Raw genomic sequence first — 12,621 nt, forward strand, 5'->3', positions numbered from 1 at the left:
GGTGGTCGCGCGAGTGACCACCACAAACGGACAGGTGGTCACTCCGCCTCGGGAGGCCCTCCGTAGCCGGTGATGATCGCGGCGGCGCGATCGCGCAGGGATGTGCGCAACGACTGCGGGGCCAGGGCTTCCGCGTTCGTGGCGAGCTGCCACAGCGCCCACTCGGCATGTCGTGAATCCTGGAAGGTCACTTCCATGCGCAGCCAGCCGTCCGCGTCCGTTTGTTCGGAATGGACGGCCAGCGCGGTGCCCACCAGTTCCTCCCGCCGTCTCGGATGCACCCGCAGCCGGACGGCGAGCTGATCGCCGCCGGTCCGGAAACGCGTGCTGCGTTCCTGCCAGGCGCGGTCCAGGTTGACCAGTTCCGGGCGTTGCGCGGGTTCGGGGAGTTCCTCGGCCGCCGCCAGCCGGGACAGCCGGTACGTGCGGTCCTCACCGGATCTCGTGGCCAGCAGGTACCCCTGCTCGCGAACGGTGACCAGGCCGATCGGGTCCACCGTGCGCCATTCGGGCGGCTTGCCCGCCGCCGCGTAGCGGATCCGCAGCTTGTGCCCGGCGAACACCGCGCGCCGGACCTCGGCCACGATCGTGTCGGGAACCTCTTCGCCCGTCACCCGGCGCGAGAGCAGATCGGTCTCCGGGTCGATGAGCAACCGCTGGGCCGCGCCCGCCGCGGTGTGCCGCTGGCCTTCGGGCAGCGCGTCGACCACCTTGAGCATGGCGGAGGCGAGCGCCGATCCGAGGCCGAACACCTGGGCGCCGCGTCGTGATCCGGCGACCAGCAGTGCGAGCGCCTCGTCGTGATTCAGCCCGGTGAGTTCGGTCTGGAAACCGGGCAACAGCGCGAAACCGCCGTGCCTGCCGCGTTCGGCGTAGACCGGGACACCGGCCGCGGAGAGCGCCTCGATGTCGCGCAGCACGGTGCGAGTGGACACTTCCAGCTCGCGGGCGAGCGTGGCCGCGGACAACCGGCCGCGATGGCGCAGCAGCAACACCAGCGAGACCAACCGGTCGGCGCGCATGCGAAAAGTCTAGCGGAATACACGACACAGGATGTCGTGATTCGCTGCGAGGCTCATCCTCATGACAAGCAAGACTGTGGCCACTGAGCCGAACGATCTGGGCAGGTTCTTCATCGAACGCGGCAACGCGGGCGATGTCGACGGGCTGGTGGCGTTGTACGAGCCGGAGGCGGTGCTCGCGTTTCCGCCCGGCAGCGTGGCGACCGGGCACGCGGAGATCCGCAAGGTGTACGAGCAGTTCGTCGCCGCCGCGCCGGAGCTCTTGCCGGGGCGGCAGCATCCGGCGCTGGTGAGCGGCGACCTGGCACTCACGGTGTCGACGCTGACCACCGGGGAGCTCGCCGTCGAGGTCGCCCGTCGTCAGCCGGACGGGTCGTGGCTGTGGGCCGTCGACCAGCCGTTCCTCCTGCCGTAGCGGGATGACAGGCGGAGGTCGGACAGTGAGAAGGATCGTGACGATCGGCGTCTACGGCTTCACGGCCGGCGCCTTCGTCGAGAAACTCACCGGCGAGGGAGTGGTGTCACTGCTCGACCTCCGCCAGCGCCGCGGCGTCCGGGGCCCCGACTATTCCTGGGCGAACTCGGTGCGGCTCCAGCGTGCGCTCGCCGCGGCGGACATCGGCTACCGGCATGTGAAGGAGCTGGCGCCGACGACCGAACTGCGGCGGCTCCAGTACCGCGAGGACGACCGCCTGGGCGTGGGCAAGCGGAACCGTGTCGCGCTCGCGCCCGAGTACACCGAGCGCTACACCCGCGAAATCCTCGACCCGTTCGAGCTCGGTCCGCTCGTGGCCGGGTTGCCGGGCCACTCGGTGACCGCGCTTCTTTGCGTCGAGCGCGATCCCGAAGCGTGTCACCGTTCGCTCGTGGCCGCGCGTTTGCACGCCGAGAACGACTTGCCGGTCACGGACTTACGCCCTGGGTGAGGGTGCCCGTCACCGGCAAGCCGTCGGCGAGGTCAGGTGGAGCAGTTCTTCGGCGAACTCGTGTTCACCTTGGCTCCGGTGAACTCCTCGAGTATCGCGATGTTTTCCGGGGCGTAGTTCTTGGCGACGATCTTGTCCACGTCCGCGCTGCCGAGTTTACTCGCGTAAGGCGCGGATTGATCGAGCCAATACGCCGTGCGGAGGAACTCGACGAGTACCAGTTCGCGCAGTTCGGGCTGGGCCTTCGCCTTGGCCCAGTAATCGGGGTATTTGGCTTTGGCGACGCGCAGATAGAGCAGGAGATACCGGATGTTGGTGGCGGCGATGTCCCTGGAGTTGCTGGCACCCACGCCCTGGATGTACTCGGCGACCACCGTCGCCGCGGGCAGTCCCATGAGCCCGGCGTTGAGTTCCGCCATGACTCCCTGCATGCGATACGACCCTTGCTGCTGGTCGCGCAGGTAGATGCCGTCCATCGAGTCGGTGAGCTTGTCCGTGATCAGCGGCAGTATTTCGCGCCGGGGGAAGCCGCCGTGGAGCGGGACCTTCATCGCCTTGCGGGAATTGTTGATCCACGCGGACATGTACACGTCCCAAGAGGTTCTCGAGGGATCGAGATCCCACATGTGGGTCTCTTCGTGGATCGCCACCATCAGGGATTCGGCGAGCCCGTTGAAGCTGGTTTTGGTGACGAACTGGCTGAAATACTTGTCCTTCGCTTGAGCGATCGCCAGGCCTTCGCCGCTGGGCCATCGTCGTTTGTACACGGCCTGGATCGTTTGCAGCCATTTCGAAGACTGGAAACCGGCTTTGATGTCACTGACGTCGGCCTTCGGCTGTACGGGTTCTTCGTAGCAGAAGGGGGCGCGGACGCCCGCCGTACCGGCTTCGTGGGCCGCGGCGGTCGCCGGAATCGAGGTGAGGGACAGTGCGAGGCATACGGTCAGCACGGGGATGGGATATTTTCGACGCATAAGGACCTCGGTTCACGGTAGGGATTTTCCGTGGATCGGAAGGGAGTGTCCCCTACGTGTCACCGTCACTTCAATGATCCAGCTCAGACTGCGGCTGTACAGCCCAGGAATTATGGCGGCGAATGGCGGAAGGGTTTTATGTTCGCGCCAATCGGGACCTGCGCATGCTGTAGCCGAAGTAGATGAACAGGCCCAGTGCCATCCAGCCGCCGAAGACGATCCAGGTCGCGCCGTCGAGGCTGAGCATCATGTAGCCGCAGCACAGCACCCCGAGGATGGGCGTGACCGGGGCGAACGGCACGCGGAACGAGCGCGGCGCCTCCGGTTGCCGCCGCCGCAGCAGCACGACGGCGACGTTCACCAGCCCGAAGGCGAAAAGGGTGCCGATGCTGGTGGCGTCGGCCAGCTTCCCGAGCGGGATGAACGCGGCCAGCGTCGCGACGAAACCGGAGACCACCAGCGTGTTGATCCGCGGCGTGCCGGACTTGGGATCCACTTTGGACAGCGCGGCCGGGACCAGTCCGTCCCGGGACATGGAGAACAGGATGCGCGTCTGTCCGTAGAGGACGGTCAGCACGACACTGGAGATCGCCACGATCGCGCCGACCGCGAGCAGCGCGGCCCACAGCGGGTTGCCGGACACGGCGCCGAGTACGTGCGAAAGCGCGGCTTCCTGGCCGTCGAACCGCTGCCACGGCAGCGCGCCGACCGCGGCCACGGCGACGAGGCAGTACAGCACGGTGACGATCGCGAGCGAGAGCAAAATCGCCCGCGGCAGGTCCCGCTGCGGGTTCTTCGCCTCTTCGCCCGCCGTCGACGCCGCATCGAAGCCGATGTAGGAGAAGAACAGTTTGGCGGCCCCGGCGCTCAGCCCGGCCAGTCCGAGCGGCAGGAACGGCGTGAAGTTCGCCGCCCGCACGGCGGAGAACGCGATCGCGCAGAACAGCACCAGCGTGCCGATCTTGATCACTACCATGATCGCGTTGGCCCGCGCGCTCTCCTTCGCGCCGGACAGCAACAGGAACATCGCGAGCAGCACGACGACGATGGCCGGGACGTTGACGATCCCGCCCGAGCCCGGGGGCTGGCTGAACGCGTCCGGGATGGCGAACCCGAAGGCCAGCCGCAGCAGTTCGTTGAGGTACTGCCCCCATCCCACGGCGACCGAGGCCACCGAGACGCCGTATTCGAGCACCAGGCACCAGCCGCAGACCCAGGCGACCAGTTCGCCGAGGGTGGCGTAGGCGTAGGAATAGGACGAACCAGACAGGGGGATCATGCCGGCGAGTTCGGCGTAGGAGAGCGCCGAGAACAGCGCGGTGATCCCGGCGAGCACGAACGACAGCACGACCGCGGGACCCGCCACCGGCACCGCCTCGCCGAGCACGACGAAGATCCCGCTGCCCAGCGTCGCGCCGATGCTGAGCATGGTCAGCTGCCCGAGGCCGAGGGAGCGCTTCAGCGTGCCGTGATCACTTTCGGCGATCAGGTCGGCGACAGGTTTCCGCCGCACCACCGCGGCTCGCAGATTCATGCCGACGACCGTATCTCCCGGCTCGGGGGACCGGCACAGGAGATCAACTGAGGGTCCGTGAAGGGGCGGGTGAGGTGGGCGGAGGCTCGCAGGTCCGTGAAGGCCTCCTTCCCTACCCTGAGGGTAGTGAAGGAGTCCTTCACGGACCTGCCGCATTGGGGACACAGCAGCGTTCGGCGGAGGCCAGCAGGGCGGTCAAGCGAAACCCTTTGGTACCAAGGCATTCCCTGGGGCAGCGGCTCGATGGACCAGCGAGCGGACACGGACCGGAAGAACCCCGGTGCGTCACTTCTGCCGGTCCTTCCTCATGGTCGCCGGGCGGGCCGGAAGGTGGAATTGAGCCGGGCAAAAGCCGTCGATAACAGGGAGGTCAGCGTGGCGAGCAACCGTGTCACCCGGGTGACCGCGCTGGCGGACCGGGCACCGTCGCCTGCCGACGGCGACGTCTTCCTCGCGTCCTTGCACACCGAGCACCGGGAGCATCTGCTGCGGTTCACCCGCCGCCTGCTGCCCACCGACCCGCACCGGGCCGAGGACATCGTGCAGGAATGCCTGTTCCGGGCCTGGCGCAACAGCGAGACCCTCGCCGGGAAGGGCGGTTCGGTCCGCGCCTGGCTGTTCACCGTCGCGCGCAACCTCATCGTGGACTGGTCCCGCCGCGACAACGCCCGCCCGGTGGTGTTCGGCGACGACGACTTCGATCTGCTGCCGGGCGGTACCGACTTCGCCGACGAGGTCGTCGAACGCTGCGTCGTCGAAGAAGTGCTGGCCCAGCTGACGCCGATGCAGCGTGAAGCCCTCGAACAGGTCTACCGGCACGACCGCACGCGGCAGCGCGCGGCCGTGAGCATCGGGGTGCCGGTCGGCACGGTCAAATCGCGGGTGCACCACGCGAGGATCGCGATGACGGAGGTGCTGGCCTGCAGCGGTGTCACGGCCGCCGGATGGTGACTCAGACGGCGACGCCGAGTGTGGTGGCCAGTTTCCGGGCCAGGCTCCTGGCGTGGGGAGTCTCGTACCTGGCGCATTCGGCGAGGGCGCGCACCCGGTGACGACGGGCTTCCTCGGGTTTGGCGCCGGAGTCGGCGAGGTCGGCCAGTTCGACCATGATCTCGATCTTCGTTTCGGACCGGCGTTCCTCGGCGAGGGCGGCCACCAGCTGTTCTTCGGCTTCCTCCAGCCGCCCGGCCCTGGACAGGACCCGTCCGCGAAGGTGCTGTGTCCGTGCCACCCCGAACATCGCGTCGTGTTTGCGGAACAACGACTCGGCTTCTTCGAGCAGTTCCAGCGCGCTCGCCACGTCCCCGCTCGCCGCCAGGCTGTCGGCGAGCCTGGTCAGCACCATGGACAGCAGCTCGTCGTTGCCCGGCGCGGTGGCCGAACCCCGGTAGTAGGCCTCGCTCCGCCGTTGCACGGCCACGGCCTCGTCGAACTCGCCGAGGGTGTGCAGCATGCTGCCTAGCAGGGACAGCGCCAGATTGTGCCCGTTCGGATAACCCGCCTGCTCGAACAGTTCCACCGCCCGCCTGCCGACCCGCGCGGCCTCGCGGGGCGAGCCGAGCCGCCGGGTGATGGCCGAGCCGTAGTACAGCGACCACGCCTCCGTCACGATGTCGCCTGCCTCGTTCGCCGCCGCCACCGCCAGCTTGTGCGCGGCCAGCGCCTCCCGTGATTCCCCGCAAAGCGCGTAGAGCGCCCAAGACACGTAGTTCAGCTGCTCGGCCACCGACTTGACGTCACCCAGCGCCCGCGCCGCCGCCGCGCCGCCCCGGAAGACCTCGAGCCACAGATCGCCGGTTCCGCGCAGATCCGAGTACCAGTGCATCGCTTCGGCCAGATCGAGGACCCGGCGGTGCTCACCCCGTCCGACGGCCGCGCGCAGCGCGCCACGCCAGTGGGTCTGCTCCCGCGCCAGCCATCGCGCCGCGGAATCCCGGTCCCGCACGGGATCGGGACCGTCGACGGTGACCGTCACCTCCGGCCGGTCGTGGTCGAAGAACTGCGCCGCTTTCGTCGCCACCGTGAGCAGCCACTTCCGGACGCGTTCCCCGGCGGCGTGCACGTCCTCGGCCCGCTCGGCGGTTTCGAGCCGTTCCATGGCGTAGACGCGCAGCAGGTCATGGCTGGTGTACCGGCCGGGCGTGCCGCTGAAGCCGAGAAGGCTGGCTTCGGCCAGCTTCTCCAGCGCCGCTTCGACCTCGTCCACCGGCTGTCCGGAGGCCACCGCGGCGAGCTCGACGGAGGTGTCCGAACCGGGCACCAGCGCGAGCAGCCGGAACACCTTGGCGACTTCGGGGGTCAAGTGGCGGTAGGAGAGTTCGAAGGCGGCGCGGACCTGGAGGTCGCCCGCGGTGAGCACGGACAGCCGCCGCCGTTCGTTCTCCAGCTGGTCGGCGAGATGCGCGATCGTCCACTGGAACCGGCTGGCCAGCCGGTTCCCGGCGATGAGCAACGCGAGCGGCACACCGCCGCAGAGCTTCGCCACCCGCCGCGCCGCGTCCGGTTCGCCCGCCAGCCGTCGCGGGCCCGCGATCACGCCGAGCAGTTCCACCGACTCGTCTTCGGACAGCGAGCCGAGGGAGATCCGGTGCCGCGCGTCGAGCCCCGCCATCGTGTTCCGGCTCGTCACCAGCACCATCGAGCCGGGACTGGCGGCCAGCAACGGGCGCACCTGGGCCTCGTTGGCGGCGTTGTCGAGGATGAGCAGCACGTCGCGGTCGTGCAGCAGGGAACGGTAGAGGGCGAGCCGGTCTTCGGGATCGTTCGGCAGCTGGCGTTCGTCCACGCCGAATCCGCGCAACAGCCGGTGCACGGCCCGTTCCGGGGCGAGCGGTTCGAGATCCATGCCGCGCAGGTCGAGGAACAGGCAGCCGTCGCCGAAGTGCCGGGCGAGCCGGTGCCCGGCGTCCACGGCGAGCGCGGTCTTGCCCGCGCCAGGCAGGCCGTGGAGCACCGCGACCTGCAGCCGGGACGAGGATTCGGCGGCCTGCGCGATGTCGTCGAGGATCCGCTGTTCGGCTTCCCGCCCGGTCAGCTCGGTGAGATCGGGCGGGAGGACGGCGACGAAAGCCCTGGGGCTTTCGGGTTCGCTCTCCGGCGCCGCGGTCTCCGGCGGGGACGGCGACCGGCGGCCGGAACGGGCCAGATCGCCGAAGTCGGCGGCTTCCTTGCCCGCCAGGCCGAGTCCTTCGACCAGCAGTTCCGCGGTGCGCCGCTGGGGGCTGCGGACGCGCCCGCGTTCCATGTCGCTGATGCTGCGCACGCTGATCCCGGTCCGCTCGGCGAGCTCTTCCTGGGTCAGGGGGACGCGCAGCCGGTAGAAGCGCAGGAAGTCACCGAACGCGGTCGTACCCACGCAGTCGAACCCCTCTCAGCGACGCCGTGCCGATGGCGGTCATCCTGCCATGGCGCGGCGTCGCCGAAAGGGGGTCAGGGGAGATCTGCGGGGGACAGCAACCGCAGGTCGGCGACGGTGGGAGCGCCTGAAGTGCTGAGCCGTCCGGCCTGGCGGGTCATCATGATCTCCATCACCTGGCGGGCATAACGGGCGTTGCCGAACGCTTCGCCGCGGTCCACGTCCGCGAAATGCCGCCGCAGCGCGATGACCGTCTCCGGGGCGCACTCGTAGCCGTTCGTCAGCGCCATCCGGTGCACGATGGTCACCAGATCGTCGGTGCTGTAGTTCTCGAACTCGATGTGCCGGGAGAAGCGGGAGGCGAGACCGGTGTTCGAGGCGAGGAACTTCCGCATCTCCGCGGAGTAGCCCGCGACGATCACCACCGTGTCGTCCCGGTGGTCTTCCATCAGCTTGACCAGGGTGTCGACGGCTTCCTGCCCGAAGTCGCCGCCCGTGGCGCCCTCCGGGGTGAGGGCGTACGCCTCGTCGATGAACAGCACGCCGCCACGCGCGCTTTCGAACGCCTCCCTGGTCAGATGCGCGGTGTGCCCGACGTAGCGCCCGACCAGATCGGCCCGCGCGACCTCGACCAGATGTCCCTTGCGCAGCACGCCCAGCGCGGCGAGCAGTTCGCCGTAGAGCCTCGCCACGGTGGTCTTGCCGGTACCCGGCGCGCCGGCGAACACCAGGTGGTTGCTGATCGCGGGGACCGGCAGGCCGGCCTGGCGCCGTTGCCGGGCGGTGGCGATCAGGTTCACCAGATCGTTGATCGCGTCCTTCACCCCGGCCAGGCCGATCATCGAGTCGAGCCGCGTCCGCAACGCCGTCAGCGCGTCGTCGTCACCGTGGCCCGCGTTCTCCGCCACGCCACCGGGGACGTCGGCGGGGAGCAGGAGCGAAAGGCTCTGGTCGTCGGCGTCCGGTTCGCTCGCGAGGCGGAAGGCCTGCTGGTCCACCATCTCCTCGAACACCTTGCGCGCGGTGCGCCCGTTGCCGAAGTCGTCACCGCGTTCCATCCGTCCGAAGTGGACGGACAGGGCGTTCCTGGTGTCCTCGGGCACCTGGTACTGGTGGGCGGTGCACATCCGCTCGACGATCGTCACCAGTTCGTCGGTGGCGTAGTTCTCGAACTCGATGGTCCGTGTGAACCGGGACGCCAGGCCGGGGTTGGACTGCAGGAACGCGGTCATCTCCGGCGAGTAGCCCGCGGCGACCACCACGAGCTCGTCGCGGTGGTCTTCCATCAGCTTGACCAGGGTGTCGACGGCTTCCTTGCCGAAGTCCGGTCCGCTGCCCTTGCCCTGCGCCGTCAGCGTGTACGCCTCGTCGATGAACAGCACGCCGCCCAGCGCCTTGGTGAAGGTCTCGGTGGTCTTGATCGCCGTCCCGCCGACGATCTGGGCGACCAGATCGGCCCTGGCGACCTCGACCAGGTGTCCGTCGCGCAGCACGCCGAGCTCGGCGAGGATGCTGCCGTAGAGCCGGGCGACGGTCGTCTTACCGGTGCCGGGCGGCCCGGCGAAGATGAGATGCCTGCTGGTCGGCGGCGCGACCATGCCCGCCTGTTCGCGCCTGCGGGCCATCTTGTTGAGGTTCACCAGGGTCTTGACCTGATGTTTGACGCCGCTGAGGCCGACCAGCGCCTCCAGTTTCGCGAGCGGCGCGCCCTCGTCTTCGGCGTTCTGCGGCGCCGCGTCCGCCGCTTCGGCCCCGGCGACCTCGACCGTGCTCGCCGTGCTCCCGTCGGTGTCCGGGGCACCGTTGCCGTTGCTGGTCAGGTTTTCCACCGACAGCCGGGCGCTGGGCACGGTGACGCGCAGGCCGCCCCCGGTGTTGTCGGACGCGGTGCAGTCCACCACGCTCACCGCGTCGGAGGACTCGATCCGGACGCCGTCGCGGCGGTTGCCGCTGAGGTCGTCGGCCGTCAGCTTCGCCCGCGCACCGGCGTCCACCTGCACGCCGTGGCCCCGGGAACGCCGGACCGTGGACCGGGACAACGTCAGTTCGCCGCCGTCGCGCACCGCCACTCCGTCTTCGCCCGCGTCGATGATCTCGCAGTCCCGGAGCGAGCCGACGCCGCCCGGTCCGATCAGGACACCGGATTGTCCCGCCTGGAACACGCGGAGCGTGCTGACGTAAGGACTTCCGCCTTCGGAGACGCTCAGGCCGGCCTTCTTGGCGTCGCGGATCTCGCAGTCTTCGAGTCGGCCGCGGCCGTTGCCGGTGACCTCGACGCCGTTGCCGCGGCAGCCGTTCAGCGTCGCCCGGCGGAGAAGCGGATTGGCCGCAGCCTCGACCCGGACGCCGTCGCCCGCGACGTCATGGACCTCCAGCCGGTCGAACTCGGCCGTCGCGCCGTCGGTGAGCAGCAGGCCCGCCGACGAGCCGCCGCGGACGGCCATGCGGTGGAACGACGGGCCGCTCGCCTCGTCGACGTGGATGCCCGCGCCGGTCGCGTCGGCCACCTCGCAGTCCTCGAAGGTGCCGCGAGACCGGCCGGTGACCCGCACCCCGGCCCCGCCGGTCTTGGCCGTGCGGCAGCGGCGCAGCAGGGGATCGGCGCCGTCGGCGACGGTGATCCCGTCGCCGGTGGTGTTGGTGATGCGGCATTCTTCGAGCACGGGGGAGGAATGGGTGCTGACGTAGACGCCGCTCGTGCTGTCGCGGACGGTGGTGTCGAGCACCTTCGTCGCGCTGTCTTCTTCGAGCGCGATCCCCGGCCTGTCGGTGGCGGAGATGTCGCAGTGCTGGATGGTGCCCTGCGCCTGTCCGTTGGCGCAGACGCCGTTGCCCTTGGCGTGCCTCAGGGTGCAGTCGCGGACCGTGGGGTTGCCGCGTTCGGCGATCACCACGGCGGAGGTCTGCACGTGTTCGACGACGCAGTCCTCGATCGTGCTGGGCGCGGGCGAGGTGACCACGATCCCCGCGCCGCCGGGATTGGTGACGCGGCAGCCGCGCATCGCGAGCGAGCCCGAACTGCGGGCCAGCACCGCGGTCCAGGCGGCGCCGATGATCTCGCAGTCCTCCACCGCGGCCTGGCCGCGCGCGACGTCGACCGTGGGCAGTTCCTCGTGCTGACCGCGCAGCACGAGCCCGGTGAGTTTCACCGCTTCGGCGTTGAGTTGCACCGCGCTGCCGTTGCGCGCCACGATCTCCACGCTGCCGCGCACGTCGCTCGCGGCGATGGTGACCACCTTCGTGACCACCAGCGATTCGTCGTAGCGGCCGGGAAGCACGGAGATCACCGTGCCGTTGCGCGCGTCCTGCAGCGCTGCCGAAATGGTGCGATACCCCTGATCGCGGTCCACTGTGAGCACGTGCCGTGACACGAGCGCTCCCCTCGTCGTTCTGCGGGCTCCACCGGTGACAACGCGGTGGAGGTCTCCTGCGGTTCACTCGGCGGGGAAACTGCCGGTGCTTCTTCGTGTTCGGCCGCGGCCGCGCGTGCTGGACTGGGACGATGAGGCGACACCTGACCGTGGCGTGCGCGACGCTCGTCCTGCTGGCGAACGGTGGCCTCGCGGCCGCGCAGGACACGGAGCTCCCGCAGATCCCGCAGACGTTGCGGGCCGGGCAGCCGTGCACCGCCCCGTCGGGCAAGAAGATCCCGTCGGCGCCGTGGCAGCTCCCGTATCTCGGCGCGGACCGCCTGTGGTCGCTCTCCACCGGCGCGGGCGTGACCGTGGCCGTGGTGGACACCGGCGTCGACACGTCGGTGCTGCCCGCCGACGCGGCCGGTGAGGCCGGGACGGACTGCGTCGGGCACGGCACCGTCGTCGCGAGCCTGATCGCCGCGCCCTCGTCGTCCGGGATCTCCGGGCTCGCACCCGGCGCGCGGGTGCTGGCGCTGCGGGGTACCGACAAGTTCGGTGCCGCGACCGCGGCGGGCATCGCCGGCGCGCTCGACGCGGCCGTCGGCGCGGGGGTGCGGATCATCTGCGTCGCGGCGGCCGTCACGGAGGCGGATCCGGTGCTGCGCCAAGCCGTCGACCGGGCGATCGCCGCGGGCGCGCTGGTCGTCGCGGCGGCCGGACGGGACCTCACCACGGCACGCGACGTCCCGCCCGGCCCGTACTATCCGGCGGCGTTCCCCGGAGTGCTCGCGGTGACCGCCCTCGGCCCGGACGGGAAGGGCACGCCGGTACCGGGAGCCCTTGCCGCACCGGGAAACCTGGTGGTGGGCAAGGGACCCGGCGGTGGCCAGGTCGTCGGCGCGGGCCCCGCGTTCGCCGCCGCGCACGTGGCCGCCGCGGCGGCGCTGATCCGGTCTTACCGGGGAGAAGTGACGGCGTCCGACCTCGCCCGGCGGCTGCGCGACACCGCTTCGCCGCAGGCCGGTGGCCCCGTGCTCGACCCGCTCGCCGCCCTGACGTCGGCCGCGACGACCGACGGGGCCGCGACTGTGCATCGTGAGCCGGTCGCCGTGCTGCCGCTGCCCGACGTCGCGCCGGTGCGGCAGAGCGCTTTCGCTGTGGTGGGCGGGGTTTTGGTGGCGGTGTGTCTGTTGGGGGCGGCGGCCGTCGTGGTGCCGCGGGGGCGGCGGCGCGGGTGGCGAGCCGGCCGCTAACGGTGACTGCTGCTGTCTAGTACGTGAAGGACCCCTTCCTTGCGCTAGACGCAAGGAAGGGGTCCTTCACGTACTTCAGGGCCGGGTACCGAGGCGGTCCAGGTGGTCCTGCGCCGAACGGTGCCGTGTCCCCAATGTGGCATTGGAGACGCTCAGCGCCTCCAATGCCACATTGGGGGCATCGACCTCGAAGCAGTCGCG

At 69.9% G+C, this 12,621-nt stretch carries 9 protein-coding genes; 4 read left to right on the forward strand and 5 right to left on the reverse strand.

Annotated features, from left to right (window positions below):
* Nucleotides 1-38: 38 nt before the first annotated feature.
* On the reverse strand, nucleotides 39-1,022 hold the full coding sequence (locus BKN51_RS02795) for a helix-turn-helix transcriptional regulator (protein WP_101606118.1): 984 nt from the start codon (nucleotides 1,020-1,022) through the stop codon (nucleotides 39-41).
* Nucleotides 1,023-1,098: 76 nt separating this feature from the next.
* Here BKN51_RS02795 and BKN51_RS02800 point away from each other — a divergent pair, with 76 nt between their 5' ends.
* Both BKN51_RS02800 and BKN51_RS02805 read left to right on the forward strand, forming a co-directional pair.
* On the forward strand, nucleotides 1,099-1,437 hold the full coding sequence (locus BKN51_RS02800; RefSeq protein WP_101606119.1) for a YybH family protein: 339 nt from the start codon (nucleotides 1,099-1,101) through the stop codon (nucleotides 1,435-1,437).
* A 25-nt stretch (nucleotides 1,438-1,462) separates the two neighbouring features.
* The gene (locus BKN51_RS02805; protein ID WP_101606120.1) at nucleotides 1,463-1,948 is read left to right on the forward strand and encodes a DUF488 domain-containing protein; all 486 of its coding nucleotides are present in this window, start codon (nucleotides 1,463-1,465) and stop codon (nucleotides 1,946-1,948) included.
* A gap of 32 nt (nucleotides 1,949-1,980) precedes the next feature.
* On the opposite strand, the gene BKN51_RS02810 is transcribed toward BKN51_RS02805, so the two are convergent.
* Both BKN51_RS02810 and BKN51_RS02815 read right to left on the reverse strand, forming a co-directional pair.
* On the reverse strand, nucleotides 1,981-2,898 hold the full coding sequence (locus BKN51_RS02810) for a hypothetical protein (RefSeq protein ID WP_233224132.1): 918 nt from the start codon (nucleotides 2,896-2,898) through the stop codon (nucleotides 1,981-1,983).
* A 160-nt stretch (nucleotides 2,899-3,058) separates the two neighbouring features.
* On the reverse strand, nucleotides 3,059-4,456 hold the full coding sequence (locus tag BKN51_RS02815; RefSeq protein ID WP_101606121.1) for an amino acid permease: 1,398 nt from the start codon (nucleotides 4,454-4,456) through the stop codon (nucleotides 3,059-3,061).
* 375 nt (nucleotides 4,457-4,831) lie between these two features.
* Here BKN51_RS02815 and BKN51_RS02820 point away from each other — a divergent pair, with 375 nt between their 5' ends.
* Nucleotides 4,832-5,407, forward strand: coding sequence for a sigma-70 family RNA polymerase sigma factor (locus tag BKN51_RS02820; protein ID WP_233224133.1), 576 nt, complete (start codon nucleotides 4,832-4,834; stop codon nucleotides 5,405-5,407).
* A gap of 1 nt (nucleotide 5,408) precedes the next feature.
* Here BKN51_RS02820 and BKN51_RS02825 read toward each other — a convergent pair whose 3' ends face one another.
* Together BKN51_RS02825 and BKN51_RS02830 are read right to left on the reverse strand one after the other, a co-directional pair.
* Nucleotides 5,409-7,811, reverse strand: coding sequence for an ATP-binding protein (locus BKN51_RS02825; RefSeq protein ID WP_101606122.1), 2,403 nt, complete (start codon nucleotides 7,809-7,811; stop codon nucleotides 5,409-5,411).
* 74 nt (nucleotides 7,812-7,885) lie between these two features.
* Complete coding sequence (locus tag BKN51_RS02830; RefSeq protein ID WP_101606123.1) at nucleotides 7,886-11,182, reverse strand: right-handed parallel beta-helix repeat-containing protein; 3,297 nt, start codon at nucleotides 11,180-11,182, stop codon at nucleotides 7,886-7,888.
* Between the two features lie 131 nt (nucleotides 11,183-11,313).
* On the opposite strand from BKN51_RS02830, the gene BKN51_RS02835 reads away from it, so the two are divergent.
* On the forward strand, nucleotides 11,314-12,420 hold the full coding sequence (locus tag BKN51_RS02835) for a S8 family serine peptidase (RefSeq protein ID WP_233224134.1): 1,107 nt from the start codon (nucleotides 11,314-11,316) through the stop codon (nucleotides 12,418-12,420).
* Nucleotides 12,421-12,621: the final 201 nt, after the last annotated feature.

This window comes from Amycolatopsis sp. BJA-103 (assembly GCF_002849735.1).
Lineage (GTDB): Bacteria > Actinomycetota > Actinomycetes > Mycobacteriales > Pseudonocardiaceae > Amycolatopsis.

Bases quoted from the DNA above. Each gene is read 5' to 3' on its own strand.
- BKN51_RS02795 (WP_101606118.1), bottom strand. From the start codon at position 1,022: ATGCGCGCCGACCGGTTGGTCTCGCTGGTGTTGCTGCTGCGCCATCGC.
- BKN51_RS02835 (WP_233224134.1), top strand. From the start codon at position 11,314: ATGAGGCGACACCTGACCGTGGCGTGCGCGACGCTCGTCCTGCTGGCG.
- BKN51_RS02815 (WP_101606121.1), bottom strand. From the start codon at position 4,456: ATGAATCTGCGAGCCGCGGTGGTGCGGCGGAAACCTGTCGCCGACCTG.